Here is a 22,114-nt window from a genome sequence, read left to right as displayed (position 1 = left end):
ATACTGTTTATGCACATCGCTCTACTTGAAGATGAAATCACGCTGGCCCATGAAGTTGAGGCACTGCTGACAGCGGCTGGGCATACGGTGTCCCATTTTGCAGACGGGCATCTCATGATGCGCGGCTTGCTCAAAGACACGTTTGACCTGTTTGTGCTTGACTGGCATGTTCCAGGCCCTAATGGGCTTGAGGTGCTCAAGCATTTGCGCGAAGCGCTTAAGCTCACAACGCCCGTTGTGTTTTTGACCAGTAACAACGCAGAGGACCAAATTGTTCAGGTCCTGGACGCCGGTGCAGACGACTACTGTTCAAAGCCTGTCCGTACCTTTGAATTTATGGCGCGTTTGGCCGCTCTGCAGCGCCGCATGACACCGCCAGCACCCCTTAGCCAAGGTGGTGAGCTCATGCCCGGTTATGTGTTTGACCACATCGAGCGCATCGTGCGGGTAGACGGCGAACCCGTGGTGCTGACCGAAAAAGAATACGAACTCAGCCGCTTGATGTTTGAAAACCCGGACCGCCCGATTGCACGCAACCGGATCATGAAAGAGGTTTGGGGGCGCGAAGAAGACGCACTCTCGCGCACGCTCGACGTGCACATTTCCTGGATACGGCGCAAGCTGAACATTGGCGCCAACGCCGACAACGTCCGCTTGGTCGTGGTGCACGGTTTTGGTTATCGGCTGATGAAAATGGCTCAATCTGAGGGTGACCCCTTATGACCAAATCGATTCAGGCCCATCCATTGACAGCATGGCGTGGAGTGGCCTTGGCCGTTGCTTTGTGTTGGGGCGTGGGGCCCAAGGTGTTCGCACAGGCAATGCCTGATGCAGACCATTTGATCTATCAGATGCAACTCGGCGACACCCTTTTGGGCTTGGTTGGTCGCCATTTGCAGGGGCCTGATGCTTTGAAGCTGTTGATCCAAGCCAACAAATTTGCCAACGTCAACCGGATTTCGGTGGGGCAAAAGATACTTATTCCACGCAATTTGCTGAAGCACACCCCATCAACTGCCACCGTCACGCGGCTCAATTGCAAAACGGTGATTCAGATTGATGGCAGTGGCTCTGCGCCGATCAAAACAGGCACTGTTTTGAGCGAGGGCGCTGTTTTGCGCATCCCGGCGGGCTGTCAATTTGCGCTCACGCTCGAAGATGAGTCCACTTTGCGCCTGATGTCGGGTGCGGTCATCCAGCTGAAAACCCTGCGCCGTAACGCATTTGAATCCTCTCCCGAGGTCAAGGTCGAGCTATTAGACGGGCGTATGGAAATTGATGTACCTCGCAAGCGACTGAGCAACGACGCACCGTTTCAGGTGCTGACACCCACGTCGGTAGCGGGTGTGCGGGGCACCGAGTTCCGGGTGGGTTTTGATGCCAAGCAGCGCACCAGCCAGGTCGAAGTCAAAGTGGGCGCTGTCGGCGCGCGCGGCGGCCAGGAAAAGTCAGAAAAGCGTGCTGAAACCGGGCACGGCGTGGCGGTCATGGGCAATGGTCAGTCGCTCGATGTAGAAAAACTCTTGCCCCCCCCACGGTACACCAGCGTAGAAGCCCAAGCGGGAGGCAAAGACTGGCTGCTCAAGTTTGAAGCCTTGCCGCAAGCTGAGCGCTTCATGCTGGTCACGGCTGACGATGCCAACTTTAGTGCTTTGGTGTCAGAAGCTCGCCCCACCCAGCCCCAAGTGCTGGCCCCCGACTTGGGCACCAAGCCCGTGTTTTACCAATGGGCGTCTGTTTCAGCCACGGGCCTCATGGGGCAATCCACCGATTACGCCGTTTGCAGGGGTTACAAACGCTTAGAGCAATGGCGTTGCAATGTCCCTTTCAACATGACCGGGCTCATCAATCCGCATTTGTTGTTTCAAAAAGTTGAGCAGCAGGGCCAGGTGTTTGAATTGCTCAATGGCCCGGTTCAGTCTGCGGACAACAACCTGTTGGTTTTTAGGGGGTTGCCGTCGGGTGTGTACCGATGGCGCATTCAACACGAAGTCTCTGCCACCATGAAAGCCGGCATCAACGGGCAGTTTGAGCTGGTGGCCATTCCCGGCACCGACTGATGAAATCCACCCAGGCGGCTGTGGCTCAATTTTGGCCTTCGTTGCGCCAGAAATTGCACACCCGAGACGAGCAGCGCTTTTACCTCGAGTGGGTGGTGGTGGCCGTCTTGGCGCTGTCGACTCTAAGCCTGTTCACCGTCATGCAGTGGGGCACTGCTCCCGGGCACGTCATTTATGACCAGTTTCATCGCTGGCGTGCCCCATTGCCTTCCAACGACATCGTCATCATCGGCATCGACGACGCCAGCCTGGATGAGCTGGGGGGGTGGCCCCTCAAGCGCAAGGTCTATGCCGATTTGCTTCAAAAAATGGCCGACACGGGCAACTCGCCCAAAGCCATTGGTTTTGACATCTTGTTTCCGGACCCCAGTCCTGCCGACGCCGATCTGGCCAAGCAAATGCGCAGGCTCAACACTTATTTGTCGGTAGAGCAGCCTCGCATCAATGCAGTGGCACCCTTTGTCGTGCACAAGCCCCAGGCCGCCTTGGTGGACGCAGCCAAAGGTCTTGCGCACATCAATGTCACCTTTGAAAGTGACGGTTTCTCGCGTGGCGCCTATTTGCAAGAGGGCCAATTGCCGCATTTGGCATTGGCCGTGTCGGGCCAACCCGCTGAAAACTACCAGTCGCATGGTGGCTACAGGCGTTTTAACCTGGTGGACCCGGAGATCGGATTTCCGATCGTTTCGTTGGCCGATGCCTTGTCAGACGGCTTTCCCATGGCTGTCCTCAAAGACAAATATGTCCTGATCGGCTCCATCGCGCCCAGCTTGGGCGACCACTTTCCCACCATTTATTCGGGCCGCCAAGGCTCGGGCACGCCCGGCGTCATGCTGCACGCCAACTTGCTCAACGACATCTTGCGGGGCAATCTGATCAGCCCGGTGCCTTTGTGGGTGCAACTGGCGCTCAGTTCATGGGCTTTGTTCTCGGTTTTGATTGCCTTGATGGTGCTCAGCCCCTTGGCCGAATTTGTATACACAGCCATCACAGTGCTGTCAGCCCTCGCGGTGAGCTTTGTTTTATTGTTCGCCATCGACGTCTGGTTTGACCCCGGACTGTGCATTTTGGCCATTGCGCTGGTCAAACCTGCATGGGCTTGGCGGCGCACTGAAATGATCGTCAGCTTTATGGGAGACCGGGCTGCCAAGCTTGAAAAAGTTCAGCGCCAAAGAAAAAATCTGGTCACTGGGGGTCTTAAATTGCGGCATTTTGCCAGTGACACGGTGTTGCAATATTCCCGCTTGCTCGACCGTGCCATTGGTGTGGCCAGCGAGCGGGTGGAGTTTTTGAATCGTATCGTGCGCGAAATCCCCACTGCCATGTTGGTGGCCGACGCAGAGCAGCGCATTGTGCTGGTCAGCCCCCGCATGCAAGAGGATATTCCTGCCGGTTTGCTGCAAATCGGCCAGCCTTTGTTGCCGCTCATGTTTTATCTGGGCATGCACAAGACCCAAAACCTAGAGCAGTTAACGGGCAAGGACCATTACGTCAGTGGCATCGATACGAATGGCTCCATCCGTTATTACATTTTCAGGGTGGCCCAATTGCCGCAAACCGAAGACAGCGGGCTGTGGATCTTTGCCCTGACAGACATCACGCAGATACGGCAGTTTCAGGCCCAGCGAGAGCAAACGCTGCAATTGCTTTCTCACGACATGCGCACGCCCATTGCGTCCATCATCTCGCTCAGCCGCCAAAGCAGCGCTGGCACAGCACCCAGTCAAGAAACCGCAGCCAACATTTACCGCCACGCCGACACCCTGCTCAACATGATGGACGATTTCATCTTCTCCATCAAAGCCCAGGCGCAGGAATACCAACTGGTGGAGACCCTGGTCGACAGCGTTATTGACGACGCCATCTACCAAGTCAAAGATCTTGCGCAAAGCCGCCAAATGCGCCTGGTGCAAACCTTTGACGACGAGCCCCAATTTGTCATGGCCGACCAACGTCTGCTCACCCGCATGCTGGTCAATTTGCTGGTCAATGCCGTGCGTTACGGACAAGCGCAGTCAGACATCCATATCGCCTTAAGTCACGACGCAGAGACGGCTGTAGCAGGTCATCACCTTGAGCCCGGGAAAAACGGGCAGAAAGTCCACATGGTCATTCGCAACATCGTGGGTGACCCCCAAGACGTCAGTCGCTCCCGGGACATGGCATCGCAAGGCTTTGGCCTGGGGCTGTCGTTTGTCAAAACCGTGGTGCGTAAACACCAAGGCCACATCCACTTCGACTTGCCCACAGAACCTGGCGCCTCAGCGCAAGTTCGTCTACAACTCCCTATTTCCAAGCCATACTGATCAAATTGTGAATACTTTGTGTTGACAATTAAATATATTTAAATTAGTATTTATGGTTTATTAAGACCCGGGTTCGGCGGTAATTCTGACAATCACCCCAAGAAAAGATCTCCTTTGGTCTTTTATTCGAACACTTGGGGTTTCAGATGAACGCACGCAGTTACAAAACCGTATTTTCCAAACGCCTGGGCACCTTGGTGGCTGTTGGCGAACACGCCAGCAGCCAAGGCAAAGCCAACGGCGCAGGCTCTGGTGGTGGTGCAGGCGGCGCAGGTGCATCGGCCACGCTGGGCTACATCGCCGCCCTGACCGCCAGCTTTGCATTCGTCAGCCTAGCCTGGGCAGCCCCAGCCACCAACGCACTGCCCACCAGCGGCACCGTGGTGCAGGGCGCGGCCAGCATGAGCCAGACGGCCAACCAGCTCAACATCACGCAGTCCACCCAGCGCGCCGCCATCAACTGGCAAAGCTTTGACATTGGCAGCCAGGCACGCGTCCAGGTTTATCAACCCAACGCACAGTCGGTGTTGCTCAACCGCGTGGTGGGCGCCACCCCCAGCCAAATCTTTGGCCAAATGCAAGCCAATGGCCATGTGATCTTGGTCAACCCCAACGGCGTGCTGTTTGGCAAAGACGGCAGCGTCAACGCAGGCGGCTTCACCGCATCCACCCTCAACATCTCTGACGCCAACTTCATGGCCGGCAACATGGTGTACGAGCGCAACGGCAGCACGGCCGGCATCGTCAACCAAGGCAACATCACCACCGCGCCCGGTGGCTACGTGGCCCTGCTGGGTGCCGCCGTCAGCAACGAAGGCAGCATCCACACCCAAGGCGGCAGCGTGGTCATGGGCGCAGGCGAAACCATCAAAGTGCCCGTCAGCGGCACAGGCCGCATCAAACTGGAACTGACTCCCGCCGCCATCAACGCCAGCGTGAGCAACAGCGGCAGCATCGTCACCGAAGGCGGCCAGGTCTACATGCAAGCTTTGGCCCTGAATCGGGCGGCGGCGCAAATTCTGCAAAGCGGCAGCATCGACACGACGGGCGAAAAGGGGGGGGACGTGAATGTGCTGGCGGACGGCGGGCAGATTCGAGTGAACGGTAGCATCACGGCCAACAGCAACAACGGCACAGCCGGTGGCGACATCTACATTGGACGTGACAAGGACACGAATGTGTTGGCGGCGGTGGGTAATGTGAGCGGGGCCACGCTGGAAAGCCGAGGCGGCTTTGTGGAAACCTCGGGCGATTGGCTGGGCACCAAAGGCGTGACCGTGTTGGCCAACGAATGGTTGCTCGACCCTTCTGACATCACCATTTCAAACGCAACAAGCAGCAACGTAACGGGCACAAACCCTGCGGACATTGTGCCAACCGGCGGTGCGGGAACCAGCAGCGTTGTCAACGTGGGCACCATCCAAACCGCCATCAACGGTGGTACGAGTGTCACGATTAAAACAACCAACTCAAGTAATGACACAGGCACTGGTGCAGGCAACATCACCATTGCCGATGAGCTAAATTTGGTGAACAACAGCACCGAAAACGCCACTTTGAAACTGATTGCTGATAACGGCATTTTCGTTAACAAAAAGATCACAGGTTCTACCGGCACAAGCTCAAGCGGCACGACCCCAACCGGATTGGTCAACATCGACATGCTGGCCAAAGGAAACTTCAAAGGCTCGAACACAGATAGTCCGAGCAGCAAAGGCATCACGCTTAACAGCACCATCGTAACCAACGGCACTGTCACACTTGACGGTACTTCGCGAAACACCTCTAACGTAGTTACGGGCGTCATTCCAAGTACTGCTTGGTCTTCGGAAAACAATACAAACAGCGGCGTGGTCTTCAACACCGGATCGGGGATTACCGCAGACCACTTCCAAGTCAAAGGCACGCACTTGGTGAATAACTCATTTGGCACCAACGGCGTTTATATCAACGGCGTAGTCAAATTCAATGCCACGGGCAACACCGACAGCAACATAACAGGCAACAGCAATGCGCAAGGTAATTTTGGCGCAGGGGTGATGGTGTTCAAGAACGCCACATTGGACATCACTCAAAATGGTAGTGGCACCACCACCATCAAAGGATCAAACTCCAATGCCGCTGGTGGCAACGGTATTCGCATTGGTGGATTAGACAACCCCACAATCAATACCAAAGGCAAAGTCACGATTGGCCAGCAGGCAGACGGCGTCAATTCTCCACTTTTCATTCGTGGAACAATCAATGCCGGCAAAAATTCCAGTGGTCAAGGTGTATTGAATTTAATTGGACAAACCACAGGAACAAGCAATAACGCAGGCGTATTATTTTTCCATAATTCCCAGGTCATCTCAGGCACAACCAGTACAGCCAATGATGCCGTAGACATCAACATCAATGGCAAATCAATTAATGGCGTCGGCGTCCGAATTGGCCCGACCGATAGTTCTTTTTCACCGATCAATATCAAAAGCGAACAAGCGGCCAACATCTCTATCACAGGTACTTCAACAAATGAAGACGGCATCAATAACCGCGGCAGTAACATTAGCACCAAGGGTGATCTGACCGTTGTTGGATCAACCCGTGGAAACAACAAAAATGGTATTTTTTATGGCTCGGGTTATAGCCATGGCGGTAATGGCGGAAGAACTTGGACTGCCAATAATTTGACTTTGACCGGTACGGCTGATACCGCGGGGGGCATTAGGGCCAGCGGGATCAGAATGGTGCATTCCGGTGCAGACGGCAAGTTCATTGCTGCTGGCGACATCAAGATCACCGGCACTGTCAATGGTCAAGGTAGCGGTAATGGAGTTGTTGTTGGTTCCAGCGATTGGGGCACGCATGCCGTTGTTTTGGATGGCAAAAACATCACGGTGCGCGGTAATGTTCGCACAACGAGCGCGGACACCAGTAACGCTGTTTATCTTGATGGTCTTCAAGCCAAAGCCGCTGGCAACATCACACTCCAAGGTGAGACCTTGAGCGCTAGTGCCACCACGATTAATGTCACGGGCAATCCATATCATTTCTCCGCTCTTGGATACGTAGGCAACGCCACCAGTTTGCAAGCCGGCGACAATCTGTTGATTCAAGCCAATCAAGGCAGTATTGCTTTTAATGAGGGCACTCGTGGTGCAGCTGCGCCGACATCACCCAATCCGCAAACATCCACATCGAAGTTGACGGGTAAGAACATCATCATTGACAACTCCGGTGCTGGAATGGCAATTGGAGAAGGAACTGCTGTAACGGGTTCGGGCGGCACTGAAGGTGCAACTCTGGGCAACGGCTTAGGTAAGGCCACAACTGAACGAGGTATAAGCCTTGCTGATAGTCGCGCAATTACAGCAATTGAAAATTTGAATATCAATGGCACGACTTCAGCATCCAATAAAGAGGGGATTTTTATTAGCAGCAATACGATTGAGGCCAAAAACATCAAGCTTGTTGGCTCATCAACAGGCGCTGGAGGCGCTGAACAAAATGCAAAAGGTGTCCGCTCATTCGGCACGTTGAAAGCGTCCGACAGTATCACCCTTGAGGGAACCAGTACAAATGTCACCGGGGTGGGTATTGAAGGCGGCTCTGTAACTGCAGGTGGTGCTGTTGTGATTAAAGCCACAACAACGGTAGGCCAATTTCAAGGGGCCAATATTGGTGGCGCTGTTCAGGGTGCAAGTGTCAGCATTACGGGCAACTCAAGCAATAACCAAGGCGTGATGGTCAGCTCTGCTGTGACTGCAACCAATGGTGGTGTTGATATCACTGGCACAACAACCAGCGCAGCAACAAGTATGCACGGCGTGCTTGTGAATGCCAATATCAAAGCGACCAATGGAGATGTCACCATTAATGGCACTTCTGATAATGGATATGGTGTTCACATTAACGGCGGCACTGTAACTTCTGCTGGAGAAACACCCGCAACAGGTGGCAGCACTCCAATTGCTGCGCACGCCAGTGCCATCAACATTAACGGTGTGAGCAACGGTAAAAATCCAAATAATGCTTCTGTCGGCGCACAAATTCAAAACACCGTGATAGCAGCAGGTAAGCTCACCATCAAGGGTGAAACAAAGGGTGTGGGTAATTATCAAGCCGTCAATATCGCCAGGGCAGTCAGCGGCGAGACGGTTGAAATTAAGGGTGACTCAGTCAAGCACATCGGCGTCGAGATCAATGCGGCGGTCACGGCGACAAACGGGGACATCACCGTAACGGCAGGCAACACCGTGGGCACCCATCATGCGTTCAAAATGACTGCCAATGGAACCCTGAAAACTGATGTTGATGCCAAGACCATCAACATCAACACCAATGGCTTGGATCTCCAAGGTGCCGTGCAAGCAGGCAGCACAGGCTCAGGCACCGTCAACATCAAGACAACCGGCAATAACGCCATTGATATTGGTGGCTCAGACGACCTAAACAGCACCGCTGCATTTCAAAAACTCGGCATCAACAAGGCCGAGTTGGACAAGATCACGGCAGGCAAAGTGGTGATTGGTGACACCAGCAAAACCGGCGACATCACGGTATCTCAAGCCACAATCACCAAGGCCGTCACTGGCGACATCACATTGCAAACCAAGGGCACCATTGCGGTGAACAAAGCGTTGACCGTGGGTGATGCAGCCGGCACAAAGAACCTGACCCTGGATGCGGGTGGTGCCATCACAAGCGACGCCAACGGCAAGTTGACCGCAAATAATTTGACCGTCAAAGCGGGATCGACCATTGGCGCCGAAGGGGCGGCTATTAAAACCAAGGTCGTGGAGGCGAGTCTGACTTCTGGTGGTGCACAGTTCTTGGGTGAGGACGACGCGATCAGGGTGGCGGCTAAGAGCAACAGCGGCGACATCAACATCACCACGACCAACGGAACGATGAGGGTGGAGACGGTCAACGGTGTTGTCGGAATTGACGCAGGTACGGGTAATGTCAAGCTGAAAGCCACTTCAGACTTATCTCACGGCATTGAGATGCCTTTTAATGTCAAAGGCAAAGACATCACTGTGGATGCGACAGCCAATAACGGTACTGGCCTCGGCTTCTATGGTGCGGGCGGTTCGTTCAACGCTTCGGGTTCCTTGAATTTAACGGGTACCGCTACGGGAACCGGCAACGGCTTGTACACATTCGGTGGTGAATTTAAGGCTGGCACAGGGATCAATATCACAGGTACCTCGGCCTACGGACAAGGCGTTGGCTTTGATGCCAACGCAAAATTGATCAACACTTCTGGTGACATTGTGATCAAGGGCACTGCCAACGGTGCCAACACGCAAGGCATCGGTATTCGTGGAGTGTCGATCATTAACGGAGAGAATAATGTTGGCGGCCGCATCACACTGGAAGCTGCAAAAGGCGACATTTTTGTTAGTGACGTGAAGCCTACTGTTTCACCTTGGAATTTGGTTGCACCCTTGACCAACACCATCACCCAAAATGGCACAGGTGACGTGAAGTTGACCACGGTCGGCAGCGGCCAGATCACCGTCCCGCTGATTGTTAACAATGGTGCGGGTAATGTCATCGTGGCAGCTGGTAGCGACTTGGCTGCCGGCAATGGTGGTGGCGGTCAGGTTAAAACGGTAGCTGGTAACACCATCACACAAAACCGTGACGGCAATACATACATCTATAGTGGGAGCGCACCAGATACTGGCAATCTCGCCGATTTGAATAATGGATTTTCAACATTGCGTTTGACGCCGGTTTTGGCTTCTGCACAAAACGCTCAGCTGGGCACGTCTTACCAAACTGGCGCAACGAATAACACTATCTCAGGTGGCGATAAAACCCAAGTGATGTTCCGTAGCACAGCGAAACCACAATTCGATGTGAATTTGAGTGCCATCACCATTACCAAGCCGCAGGGTTCCGTTGATCCTGACCAATCTGCGATCAATGCAGCTTTGATTGCGGGCTACACAGCCGCAAATCCGTCTGGTGGCATCAAGCAGAACGGCACGGGTCCTAACTTGTTCACAGTGGGTGCTGCCGCAGTGATCGGATCGTTCAGTCAATCGACTCGCGCTCCAGGCGATAGCGCTGGAAGCTACCAGTACACAGGCTTTACCTCCAGTGGGGGCAACAGCTGGACCGTCGGTGCTATCAATATGCCAACGCTTAAAATATTGCCCTCCACGGTTAACCCGATTGGTCCTGTTGTTCTTCCTGTGAACAATAATACTGGCGCTAACAGTCGCGTCAGGACAGTTTCTGGTTTCGGAAACAGTGGCGCCGCCACCGGTGTGCTGGATGACACGCCCGTGACCGAGAGCCGCGAGGTGTGCTCCGACGTGTTCCCAGAAAATTGCGAATGCCAGCCCAGCGTGATCCCGAGCATTGAGATCTGCTTTGCGCCCAAGCGCGTGGCTGCCACCAAGGAAGAAAAATGAAGAAGTTTGTATGGCGTGATGTGACCCTGGCTTGCCTGTGCGTGTTGGGCGTGGTGCCCGTGTGGGCGCAGCAAGCACCAGCAGTGTCACCCGGGGTGAACCCCGGCACTTTGCTGCGCAACATCGAGTCGGCCCCCGTTCCGGCCAAGCCTGCCGACAAACCTGCCGTGACCGAGGCAGACGACTTGTCTGATCTGAAGGCGATCGACAAGCTCGTGCGGGTGGAGGTGCGCAATTTCGATGCGTTGGCCCCGGCCTTGAAGCTCTATTGGCAAGACAACATTGGCAAGCCGGTCTCGGTTGAGGCCTTGGCCCAGTTCAAGATTTGGGCCAATGACGAGGCCAAAGAAAGTGGCTTGTATGCCTTTGCCCAAACCGATTCCGAGCCGGGCGAGGGCGGCGATGTGCTGGTGGTGACCATGGTGGTGCCGCGCATCAAGTCGGTTCGGGTGTTTGTGCCCGACGAAGATTTGGCCAAGCGTTATGAAGCCTTGTTGACCACCCGCTTTGCCAAAGACTTTGCGCCGGGCAACGTGGTCGACCCGAATGGTTTGGACCAGCGTCTGGAGGCCGCCAGCTTCGATTTGCCCGTGAGCCTGGAGATCGTGATTCGCTCGGCCGGTGCCAACTTGGTGGATTTGGTGGTCAACGTGTCGGCCTTGCCTGCAGAGCCGGGCAAGCTGGCCAACGGTGTGGTGCAAATCAACAACTATGGCCTGAAGTCTTATGGTCGCCCGCAAGTCATGGGCATGGTCAGCGTGGGCGGGCTCACCCCCAATGCGCTGCTGGGCCTGACGACCCAGTTGTCTGAGGGCGTGCGCTATGGCCGTGCCGAATACGAAGGCCCGGTCGAGGCCTATGCCGGCCGTATGAAAATTTATGGCAGCCGATCGAACAGCCACACCATTTTGGGGGGCGACACAGCCAGCAAGGGCGTCTCGCAAGAGGTAGGCGCTGGCCTGACGCACATGTGGGGCAGCTACAAAAGCCTTTTGTTCAAAACCGTGACCGAGATCGGTGGCCGCCAGACGATTTCGCATTTGGCGCTGGACGATTCCGAGACCGGTCGCGTCGAAGAAACGCAGCTGCGCTTGACTTGGTCGATGGACAACGAGCGCGTGGCCCGCGAGCCCTCGCGCTTGGCCGTGTCGGTGACAGCCGGTGAATACACGCGTTTGGGCGGCTCTGAGGCTTACAACGTGGAGACCGGCGGTTACGGCAAGTTGACCGTGTCCGGCCGCATGCAGCGCAACCTGAGCCGTGACGGAAATTGGCAGTGGGTGGGCCGCTTCAATGCCCAGGCCGCCACCCGCACGCTGGACGGCTACAACCGCCTGGCGCTGGGTGGCGTGAACGGCGTGCGGGCTTATACCGCTGCAGATGGCGTGGGCGACCAGGGTGTGGTCGGCGCGCTGGAGCTGAACCGCCGCTTGTCGGGCAGCCAGATGGTCGGCGTGTTTTATGACGCCGGGGTGATCCGCCCCAACAAGGTCCATGTGGATGGGGGCTTCAACACCACTTACAGCCTGCAAGCGGTGGGTGCGCAGTGGACGGGCAACTTGGGCCGCTGGTACTACAACACGACTTTGGCCAAGGGTTTTGGCGGCTACAAGCTGGCCGAGGCCGGCCAGGTGACAGAGTCGCAACGCAACCCATGGCGTTTGTCGGCTGCACTGTCTTACGTGTTCTGACAGTTTTTGCCGCTCAACCTCGATCAGCCCGGCATGTCCGGGCTTTTTTTCGTCTGTTCGTTATGTGGGCTGCAATCGGCTGGATCGCCAGCAGGGCTGGCTCCTACAGGGGGCTAACTCAATGCGTGCTTGCTGCTGTAATGAATTTAACGAATTAAGAAAATTCATCAATTAAAAGCGGTTATTTTTCGATCAAATTCACAATAAGGTTTCTATTTTTGTTATTTTGAAACTAAAATCAACAAAACGCACAGATACGGCAAATTCGCTTCACATCTGATCGCGTGGTGGCTTGTCTCAGGGCTGGGCGGGCACTTGTTGATGATGGATTTCGAATGAACGCGAACTGCTTTAAAACTGTTTTTTCTGAGCATTTGTGCTGCCTGGTGGCCGTGGGTGAACACGCCAGCAGCCAGGGTAAGTCCTCCGGGGAGTCGGCTTTTGGCGAAGGCTTTGCAGGCGCGATGGTTGCAGCAGGCAAGGCTTCGGTGGGTGTGTTCATCGGGGCCTTGGTTTTGTCGCTGGCTTGGGTGAGCCTGGCCTGGGCGCAGCCCGCTGCCAATGCTTTGCCTGTGGCAGGCCAGGTGGTGCAGGGCGCGGCCAGCATGGCCCAGAGCGCGAACCAACTCAACATCACGCAGGCCAGCCAGCGTGCGGCCATCAATTGGCAAAGCTTTGACATTGGTGCCAGCGCCAAAGTGAATGTGGTGCAGCCCAACGCGCAGGCAGTTTTGCTCAACCGCGTGGTGGGCCAAAGCCCGAGCCAAATCTTTGGCCAACTGCAGGCCAATGGCCATGTGATTTTGGTCAACCCCAATGGCGTGTTGTTTGGCAAAGACGGCAGCGTCAATGCGGGCAGCTTCACGGCATCGACCTTGTGCATTTCGGATGCCGACTTCATGGCGGGCAACATGCTTTACCAGCGCAACGGCAGCACAGCTGGCGTGTTGAATCAGGGCACGATTGGCGTGTCGCCCGGCGGCTACGTGGCCTTGCTGGGGGCCAGCGTGAGCAACGCGGGCAAGATCATCGCGCCCAAAGGCGGCGTGGCCTTGGGCTCGGCCGAAACCATCAAGGTGCCTCTCAGCGGCAGTGGCCGCATCAAGCTGGAGCTGACTGCAAGCGACATCAACGCCAGTGTGAAAAACAGCGGCAGCATTGTGTCAGAGGGCGGGCAGGTGTACATGCAGGCGCTGGCGCTCAACCGGGCGGCAGCGCAAGTGATTCAGAGCGGCAGCATCGATACGACGGCTGAGCATGGCGGTGCGGTGCATTTGCTGGCAGACGGCGGCACGATCAAGGTGGATGGAAGCATCAAGGCCAACAGCGACAACGGCAAAGCAGGTGGCGACATTTACATTGGCCTTGATAAGGACACGAACGTGTTGGCGGCGGTGGGTGACGTGAGCGGTGCGCAGCTGGAAAGCCGTGGCGGTTTTGTAGAGACCTCGGGCGATGTGTTGTTGACCACAGGCGCGCGTGTCAAAGCGGCCGAGTGGTTGCTGGACCCGTACAACATCACGATCGCGTCCAGTCTCCCCAGCGGTACCGCTTACAGCAGCAACTACACCAGCGGAGCTGACTCGGTCATCCTGGCTTCAGACATTGCGGCCAACTTGGACGCGGGCACCAGTGTGACCATTGCCACCGGCGCAGGCGGTGCCAGCGCGGGCGATATCAGCGTCAACGCAGACATTGTGAAATCCTCAGGCGCCAGGGCATCCTTGACGCTGACGGCGCATCGAGATGTGCTGTTGAACAACAGCATCAAGACCAACTCCGGCGACTTGAATATTCGTCTCAACGCCTCGACCGGCAAGGTCACAGGTGCAGGTGGGCTGGCTGCTGGATCGGGCGGACTCATCACCATCAACACGGCCACCAACGGTGAGTTGAGCGGCATCATCGAATCAGGCGCCTTGCTGAAAACGGGCGCAGGTCAGACCAAGCTCTCGGCCATGAGTGGGGGCACCAACACCTTTGCTGGCGGCACCACCATCAGTCAAGGCACCTTGTTGCTGGGCAACGGTGATGGACGTTACAACCGCACTGCCGGCGTTGGGGCCATTACTTTGGGAGATGCCAATACAGGCAGCAGCAACGTGTCTTTGCTCTTGGAAAAAGGCAAGAATGTTTCCCAGGACTCAGGCAAGCTCACCCAAACGGTCACGGTCACCAACCAAGGCACGGGAACAGTCACATTGGGCGGCGTCAGCGAAGGTGGACAAGGTTGGACCGCGTTTGGTGGTCCCTTGGTGCTCCATAAAAACATCAATTTTTCTGATGGAACGGGTGATCGCACTTCGATAGATGGATTGGTAAGCGGAACGGGCAACATCACCTTGACGAGTGGTCGTGCCATCATGAGTTCATCCGCATTGAACACCTTCACGGGTGATTTCATTGTGAATGCAGGGACTGTTCTGCAGCTCAACTCAGCCTTGGCGCTGTCGGCCAACAACAACCTGGTCAACAACGGAACCACCCGCCTCAATGGGGGCACCACACTGGCCATCAATGCGTTGACTGGCGCAGGTACTTTCATCTCATGGAATTTGGGCTCAAGCAGCCCAGCAACGTTGAGTCTTGGCAACAACAACGGCAGCGGCACTTACGCTGGCACGGTCAGCCAAAATGGTGTGGTTTTGAGCGTTGTCAAAAATGGGTCGGGCACGCAAGTTTTGACGGGAGCCAATTCGTACACCGGTACGACCACCATCAACACTGGAACACTGCAAATCGGTAATGCCACGACGACCGGGACATTGGGCACGGGGGCGGTGACGAACAACGGCCATTTGACGTTCAACCGTTCCGATGCCATGACGGTCAGCAATGTCATCGGCGGTTCAGGAACGGTCAATCAGGCCGGTACGGGGACCACCACGCTCGCGGCTGACAACAGCTACAGCGGTGCCACCACGGTGAGTGCTGGCACGCTCCAAGTGGGCTCCGGTGGTGCTTCGGGCACCTTGGGCAATTCCACAGGGGTCACCTTGTCCAATAATGCCAACTTGACCTTCAGCAAGAACGTCAACACGGTCATTGACAAAGCCATCGGTGGCCAAGGCCATCTAACAGCCAATATCACGGGTGACTTAAGCCTGAACAGCAACGTGGCGCTGACAGGCACCAACACCATCAACTTGCTGGCTTCGGGGGCGATCACACAGTCGTCGGGGAGTCTGGCGGCGACCAATTTGTACATGAGTGCTACCAGTGGGGGCATTGGCGATGCCGCCAACCGTATTCAGACCCAGGTCAGTCAGTTGTCGCTCAGCTCGGGTGGTAATGTCTTCGTGACCGAGGCCAATGCTGTTTCGGTCGCTGCCCAAACGACGGCGAACAACGGTAGCCTGGACATCGTGACCACCCAGGGCAGTTTATCGGTCGGTGCTGTGAATGGCCTCACAGGCATCACAGCCCATGGTTCTGGCAATGTCAGCCTGTCTGGCACCACCAACACTGGCACGGGTGTTTTCGTGGGGCGCAACATCACTGCCAGCAACGGCGATGTCACGATTTATGGCAGCACCGCCAGTACAGTGAACCCTGATGCGGGTGTCAAGTCAGCCGCTTTGGTGTCGGGCAAAAATATCACCTTGGTGGCTTCGGCCACGGCAGCCTCTGGCAGTGTCTTGGGTTACTACGGCGCAGGTGGGGGATTTTCTGCTTCGGGGCAATTGAATTTGTCCGGGACGAGCAGCAACGGCGGTAATGGTTTCTACAGCTACACAGGCAGCATCGTCGCCGTAACGGGCATCACCATCGCAGGCAGTTCTGTCGGGGGGCAAGGGTTGGGTCTGGACAATCAGGTCACTCTCACCAACACCACGGGTGCCATCCATTTGACGGGAACGTCCAACGACGCCACCAAACAAGCCATCGGCCTGAGGGGGTCATCCATCACCAATGGTGGTGGTGACATTGTGTTGAACGCTGTCAATGGCGTCATGTTTACAGGCTCTGGGAATATCAATTGGGGCAATGGGGTCCTGACCAACAGCATCACGAGCAACGGTTCAGGTGTTGTTCGGGTTAACGCCGGCAATAACAACCTTGCCAGCAGCAGTTCGATCGATGGTTCGGTGCTCACCATCACACAAAATAGCAACGCGGGCGTCATCGTCAGTACTTCTGGTACCGGTAATTTGACCTCTCCCAAGGTGATCAACAATGGCAGTGGCGACGTGACGCTGGCCGCAGGCAGTCAGATCGCAGCGGGCACAGCTACGGGTGGACAGGTCTCGACGGTGGTGGGCAATTCAGTCACCCAAGCCAGCACGGGCAAGACCTATGTTTACTCGGGTGCTGCTGCTTCCACGGGTTTGCTCAGTCGCATCAGTGCAAGTTTGACCAGCCTGTATTACGAAGGTGGCAGTCATACCAGGAATGCCGCATTCAATCAGGCTTACGGTGCCTCGATAGCGGGCGGTGAAAACACCCAAGTCCTTTTTAGAGAGAGCACTGCGCCAAGTTTTGACTTGAACCTCGGCGCGATTGCCTTGTCCAAAACATACGGGCAGGCAGACCCTGACGTTCTTGCGGCAGTTCAGGCAGCCTATGCCGGAACAACACTGACCAAGGTGGTTGCAGGTCCGGGGGGGAGCAACACATTCGCTGTTGCTGCTGACGATGTTTTGCCAACGATCACAGGCACGCGCTTGGGTGGACATAACGCCTCAGTGACGCCGTATGCCTATGCCATGACTGCGGGGCTCAACACGGTGGTGACGTATCAGCCCAGCTTGCTGATCCACAAAGCCCCCTTGACGGTGGTTTTGCAGGGGCTGGTACAAAAAGAGTATGACGGGACAACTGCGGCAAGCGGTTTGTCGAGCGCTCATTACAACGTGTCTGGCTGGGCAACGGTGTCAGGCTCGACGGAGGGTGCCAGCGTGAACCAACCGCTGGCCGCCTATGCCAGCGCAGAGGTGGCTAATAACAATGGCTCGGGGGTAGTCACGGCCACGCTGCAAGCGTCAAATTTCGTGGCGAATGCGGGCACGGACATGGCCAATTACAGCTTGCCACCTTCCGCCAGTGGCAATGTGGGCCTCATCACGCGTGCGCCTCTGTCTGTGAAAGTCAACGACACGGCGATGTTTGTGACGCAAGATCCGAATGCCGCCTTTGATCAGGGCTTTTCAGCCGGCTCCAACCAGCTCAAAAACGGTGAAACGCTTTTGGGTGTTTTGGGGCCGCTCAGTCGGAGCTATATCGGTGCGCCCAATCCTGGAGCCGGTGTGTATTCCGGTGTTTACGGATTCAGCACTGTGCCAGCAGCGGACAACTATACGGTTTATCCAGTCCCAGGGGGGCTGACCGTTGCACGGGCGGACCAACTGCTTTTGACGGTAGGCAGTGCAAGCGCAAGCTATGGCATGCTGTCAGCGACCCATGCCGGAGCCAGTGCCAGCCATGTGTCTGCCCAATATTGCCTGGTGTCGACCAATTGCAACGGTGCGAACATTGCCCATCTGGCAATGAATAACCAAGGGGCAGGCCGGTGGACGGCGACCGATTCCTCCAACTCCACGATCAGCTTTGAAACTGTGGTGGACACCACGGGCAAGATCTCGGGTGCAGGATTTGTGAAGACGGGCAATTACACCTTTTTCACCAACAACCTCAGTACTGCGGGAACGGTCAACTTCAATGGCACGGTAGTTTCGGCGGGCGTGCTCACGGTTGACCCTGTGCCCGTAAGTTTGAATGTTTCGTCCGTGGCCAAGGTCTACGACGGCACCACCTCCGTGGCGAGCTTGGCGCTGATGCCTACGGGCGTCCTTCCCAATGACATGGTCAGTGTGGCTTCGAGTGGTGGCTACTTTGGCGGCGTGAATGCTGGACCCCAAAGTTTTAGCCTCACGGGATTGAATCTTCAAGGGTCTGACCGGGCCAACTACTACATTTCCAGCAACGGCGTGACAGGAACCGGCAGCATCACCCCCAAAACCCTCAGCTTGAGCGCTTGGGCTCTGAACAAGGTCTACGACGGCAGCAGGGCAGCCACTGTGAACTGGGGCGCCCTGAGCGGTTTGGTCGGCAGTGAGCAGCTGGGCATTTCCGCACAAGGGACTTTTGCCAGCGCGGATGTAGGCAACGACAAAGCCGTTTTCGCGACCTTCAGCCTGGCTGATGGGGCCAACGGTGGATTGGCCAGCAACTATGTGTTGGCGCCCCAGACCTTGATGGCCAGCATTTTGAAAAACGAGCCAGTGGACCCCGTCCGTCCAAGTTTGGAGCCCGCTAAGCAGCCAGTTCAACCTGTGTATTGGCCTCAGGCTTCGCGCCACAAATCCACTGCGGTGGTGTATGAGCCTTCACCTGTCGCCTCGGCGAGCCAGCCCGCGCTGGGACGGAGCGAGAGCGTTCCTTGTTCCGATGAGCCAACTGACAGTTGCATGTGCGAGGACTCGCCTGTCGCGGGCATTCAAATTTGTTATGTGCCCAAAGGCGCGCTGGACAATGAACCCACTCAAACTGCGAAATCTGAGCGGGTGAATCGCCCCGGATTTTGACGAGGCTCCACACTTTGAGAAGATGCAGTCATGAGCAAGAAATCAAATCGTTTTTCACCCGAAGTGCGCGAACGCGCTGTCCGCATCGTGCTCGAACACTGAGGCGAGTACCCATCTCTTTGGGCCACCATGGAGTCCATTGCCCCAAGATCGGGTGTGTGCAGCAATATGGGCTGGCGCGTCAGCAGCTCCATGCGTACTGACTTTGTGCTCGATGCGCTGGAGCAAGCCTTGTTCAACAGGCAGCCTGAACGCTCGGATGCCTTGATTCACCACTCAGACAGAGGGTCTCAATACTCCGCGAAACCCGGGGCGATTCAGTGTCTAAATGAGTGGATGCTTTAGGTTTACCGCAAGGCATTCGCTGTTGTTTTTTTTGAGGCATAAAATGCTCAATTTAACCATTGAGCCTTGGCATGAATCGTTTGGTGTGCTTCATATTGAGTCTTTCCTCCACTTTTGGGTGGACTCAAACACGCGATTTGCTGCTCGATTTTTCGATGGTTTTCCCACCTGCATTGGATAGACACAAGGTCGTCCAGCCGGAGGTGCATTGGTTAACCAGACCAGATGCGCTTGAGCATTGCGAGCAGATCAAGGCGCATGACGGATTTGCGGTCTGGCAAGAGGGCTGTGTTTACTGGACGCATGTGCCGGCAACTTGCACTATTGTGACAACGGGTCGCACAACGCATTCGCAGGTGGGGCGCTTGTTCCTTTTGTGCCTCACAGCAGGTGAGTCAACATGACGCGTTGTTGGGTCCGGGCGGTTTTATTGTTGGGCTTCACTGTTGGTGCTTGCTGGGGCGTCTGGGCTCAACCGTTCGATGTGAATGAGCATCCCGATGCCAGTTATGTGCGCAGGTTCCGTCCACCTGCGGTGGACCGCACGCGTTTTGAGCCTTTGCAGCCTGAGCAACGCATGCTCAACGAGCCCAAAGTCAAATACCTGGCCCGCAAAGACGGTTACGAGTTCTGCTCGCGGATCACGGGGGTTCCGATCAGCCCGACATCCCGACCCATGGCCTGTGCTTTTTGGAACGTCAAGCGCAGAGAGTGCACGGTTGTGACCCCCGAGGTCACGGGCTACAACTATGTGGGCCACGAAATCCGCCACTGTTTTGAGGGGGCGTTTCATGATTGATTTACGCACTCCTCAGCGCTTGCGTGTGAAGGCTGTCGGAAGACGAGAGTGGCTACAAACGGCCTTGGCGCTCGCCTGTTCGGGCATGGCGCTGAAGGCCACGGCCCAAGACAAGCCGCGCATGCGCGTGGGTTTCATTGCACGCTACCAACCCTACAGCTTTGTTCAAGCCGACGGCAGTTTGACCGGCTTTGATGTGGAGGTGGTGCGGGCACTGTTGAGTGCTTCGGGTCATGACATGGAGCCGGTGGCCGACACTTTGGTGAATTTGCGCCAGAAGATGCAAAAGGGCGAGATTGACTTCATTGGCAACCAGTTGTTGGTAACCCCTGAAAACCGACGTTATTTTGATTTTGTGAAGTCCTATGCCACGATTCAATTGGTGAGCGTGCTGCACGAAGACGATGACCGCGATTTGATGAGTCTGGACGATTTCTTGGGCAAAAAGCTCGGCGTGCTGGCCAATACCGGCATCGAAGACCAAGCCAAAGGGGCCTTGGGCAAGTCGGTGCAGGCTTTCGAGCGCATCGAAGACGCCCTGCGTGCATTGGCCGGTAAAAAACTTGACGCGGTGCTTGAAGAGAACCTGATTGCCGAGTATTTCATTGACAAGGCGGGCTTGCCGCTCAAGGTGGGGGTGCCTTTCGCCGCGCCCATTCGCGTGGGTTTGGCGGTGCCCAAAGGCAACAAGGACATCGAGCAACGCTTGTCCTTGGGCGTCCAAACGCTGGTCAAGGACAAAAGCTTCAAAGCGATTTCGACGCGTTGGTTTGGCTACGATGTCAGCCGCCCTCGGGTTTCTCACGCGTCCAGCACTTGATCACCTAGCCCGGTGTTGAGCCAGTCTTTGCTTTTTTTTGCTATCGGTTTGTCACTTAAATCGTCTGAGTGTTTCTACTCTAAAGCCCCACAGGGTTTCCCTGCACAATTGGTTTTTTGCGCTGCTGGAGAATCGAGTGAAGTCTTTCAAATTGCTGCCTCTTTTGGCCCTTCTGACTGTGGGTGCCCAAGCCCAAAACCGCGAAGTCAACGTCATCTGCTCGGCCCAAGCCGCTTGGTGCAGCATGATCGCCGTCACGTTCGAGAAAAGCCAAGGCATCAAAGTCAACATGACGGCCAAAGGCTCGGGCGAGGCGATTGCCCAGCTGGCCGCAGAAAAGGCCAACCCCAAAACCGACATCTGGTTTGGCGGCACGGGCGACCCGCACCTGCAAGCGGCCGAGCAAAACCTGAGCCTCGACTACAAATCACCTACGCTGCCCAAGCTGCACGACTGGGCGCAAAAGCAGGCCGCGCAGTCGGGCTACAAAACCGTGGGCATTTATTCCGGCCCCTTGGGCTTTGGCTACAACACCGAGCTGCTGGCCAAGAAAAAGCTGCCCGTGCCCAAAACTTGGGGCGATTTGCTCAAGCCCGAATACAAAGGTGAGATCCAGTCGGCCAACCCGGCCTCCAGCGGCACGGCTTACACCATGATCGCGACCTTGGTGCAACTGATGGGCGAAGACAAGGCCTTTGAATACCTCAAGGGTTTGCACAAGAACATCGGCACCTACACCCGCTCGGGCACCGGCCCTATCAAGGCGGTGGCGCGTGGCGAAACGGCCGTGTCCATCAGCTTTGTGCACGACGGCCCCGGCGAAAAAGCCCAAGGCTTTCCGCTGGACACCATCACGCCAGCCGATGGCACGGGTGCCGAAATCGGCTCCATGTCCATCATGCGCGGCAGCCGAAACCTCGAAGCAGCCAAGAAGTTTTACGAGTGGGCCTTGACCCCGGCAGCGCAAGAGCTGGCGGCAGCCACCTTGCAGTTCCAGCTGCCTTCGCACAAAGAGGCCAAGGTGGACCCGCGTGTGCCGGATTTCCGCAAGATCAAGATGATCAACTACGACTACGCCAAATATGGCCAGACGGCCGAGCGCCGCCGCCTGATCCAGCGTTGGGAAAAAGAAGTCAATTCGCTGCCCCGTTGAGTGAAA

At 56.1% G+C, this 22,114-nt stretch carries 10 protein-coding genes and 2 pseudogenes; all 12 read left to right on the top strand.

The window, feature by feature from the left end; all coding sequences use genetic code 11:
* The first annotated feature begins 9 nt into the window (after window positions 1-9).
* Window positions 10-723: a response regulator transcription factor gene (locus tag B9Z37_RS01445; protein WP_108311272.1), complete on the top strand. Its 714-nt coding sequence runs from the start codon at window positions 10-12 to the stop codon at window positions 721-723.
* Window positions 720-2,060, top strand: a complete 1,341-nt coding sequence (locus B9Z37_RS01440; RefSeq protein WP_108311271.1) for a FecR domain-containing protein — start codon at window positions 720-722, stop codon at window positions 2,058-2,060. The genes B9Z37_RS01445 and B9Z37_RS01440 overlap by 4 nt, the downstream gene beginning before the upstream one ends.
* On the top strand, window positions 2,060-4,366 hold the full coding sequence (locus tag B9Z37_RS01435; RefSeq protein ID WP_108311270.1) for a CHASE2 domain-containing protein: 2,307 nt from the start codon (window positions 2,060-2,062) through the stop codon (window positions 4,364-4,366). Before B9Z37_RS01440 ends, B9Z37_RS01435 begins: the two co-directional genes overlap by 1 nt.
* Before the next feature lie 146 nt (window positions 4,367-4,512).
* On the top strand, window positions 4,513-10,776 hold the full coding sequence (locus B9Z37_RS01430) for a two-partner secretion domain-containing protein (RefSeq protein ID WP_108311269.1): 6,264 nt from the start codon (window positions 4,513-4,515) through the stop codon (window positions 10,774-10,776).
* Window positions 10,773-12,467 carry a ShlB/FhaC/HecB family hemolysin secretion/activation protein gene (locus B9Z37_RS01425; RefSeq protein ID WP_108311268.1) on the top strand — a complete coding sequence of 565 codons (1,695 nt, stop codon included), beginning with the start codon at window positions 10,773-10,775 and terminating at the stop codon, window positions 12,465-12,467. The genes B9Z37_RS01430 and B9Z37_RS01425 overlap by 4 nt, the downstream gene beginning before the upstream one ends.
* Before the next feature lie 335 nt (window positions 12,468-12,802).
* On the top strand, window positions 12,803-18,991 hold the full coding sequence (locus B9Z37_RS01420) for a two-partner secretion domain-containing protein (RefSeq protein ID WP_108311267.1): 6,189 nt from the start codon (window positions 12,803-12,805) through the stop codon (window positions 18,989-18,991).
* A gap of 30 nt (window positions 18,992-19,021) precedes the next feature.
* Window positions 19,022-19,156 (top strand): annotated as a pseudogene (locus tag B9Z37_RS14755) (IS3 family transposase); the annotation flags it as partial.
* 3 nt (window positions 19,157-19,159) lie between these two features.
* Window positions 19,160-19,288: pseudogene (locus B9Z37_RS01415) on the top strand (IS3 family transposase); the annotation flags it as partial.
* A gap of 119 nt (window positions 19,289-19,407) precedes the next feature.
* On the top strand, window positions 19,408-19,740 hold the full coding sequence (locus tag B9Z37_RS14265) for a hypothetical protein (RefSeq protein WP_146179682.1): 333 nt from the start codon (window positions 19,408-19,410) through the stop codon (window positions 19,738-19,740).
* Complete coding sequence (locus tag B9Z37_RS01410) at window positions 19,737-20,135, top strand: hypothetical protein (protein ID WP_108311266.1); 399 nt, start codon at window positions 19,737-19,739, stop codon at window positions 20,133-20,135. The genes B9Z37_RS14265 and B9Z37_RS01410 overlap by 4 nt, the downstream gene beginning before the upstream one ends.
* Window positions 20,128-20,955, top strand: coding sequence for a substrate-binding periplasmic protein (locus tag B9Z37_RS01405; protein ID WP_167394291.1), 828 nt, complete (start codon window positions 20,128-20,130; stop codon window positions 20,953-20,955). Before B9Z37_RS01410 ends, B9Z37_RS01405 begins: the two co-directional genes overlap by 8 nt.
* A 136-nt stretch (window positions 20,956-21,091) precedes the next feature.
* The gene (locus tag B9Z37_RS01400) at window positions 21,092-22,108 is read left to right on the top strand and encodes an ABC transporter substrate-binding protein (protein ID WP_108311264.1); all 1,017 of its coding nucleotides are present in this window, start codon (window positions 21,092-21,094) and stop codon (window positions 22,106-22,108) included.
* Window positions 22,109-22,114: the final 6 nt, after the last annotated feature.

The sequence above is a fragment of the Limnohabitans parvus II-B4 genome, from assembly GCF_003063455.1.
GTDB lineage: Bacteria > Pseudomonadota > Gammaproteobacteria > Burkholderiales > Burkholderiaceae_C > Limnohabitans_A > Limnohabitans_A parvus.
This window is presented reverse-complemented; position numbering and strand designations above follow the sequence as displayed.

Coding starts and splice junctions, on each gene's coding strand:
- B9Z37_RS01425 (WP_108311268.1), top strand. CDS start 10,773: ATGAAGAAGTTTGTATGGCGTGATGTGACCCTGGCTTGCCTGTGCGTG.
- B9Z37_RS01445 (WP_108311272.1), top strand. CDS start 10: ATGCACATCGCTCTACTTGAAGATGAAATCACGCTGGCCCATGAAGTT.
- B9Z37_RS01420 (WP_108311267.1), top strand. CDS start 12,803: ATGAACGCGAACTGCTTTAAAACTGTTTTTTCTGAGCATTTGTGCTGC.
- B9Z37_RS01435 (WP_108311270.1), top strand. CDS start 2,060: ATGAAATCCACCCAGGCGGCTGTGGCTCAATTTTGGCCTTCGTTGCGC.
- B9Z37_RS14265 (WP_146179682.1), top strand. CDS start 19,408: ATGAATCGTTTGGTGTGCTTCATATTGAGTCTTTCCTCCACTTTTGGG.
- B9Z37_RS01410 (WP_108311266.1), top strand. CDS start 19,737: ATGACGCGTTGTTGGGTCCGGGCGGTTTTATTGTTGGGCTTCACTGTT.
- B9Z37_RS01440 (WP_108311271.1), top strand. CDS start 720: ATGACCAAATCGATTCAGGCCCATCCATTGACAGCATGGCGTGGAGTG.
- B9Z37_RS01430 (WP_108311269.1), top strand. CDS start 4,513: ATGAACGCACGCAGTTACAAAACCGTATTTTCCAAACGCCTGGGCACC.
- B9Z37_RS01405 (WP_167394291.1), top strand. CDS start 20,128: ATGATTGATTTACGCACTCCTCAGCGCTTGCGTGTGAAGGCTGTCGGA.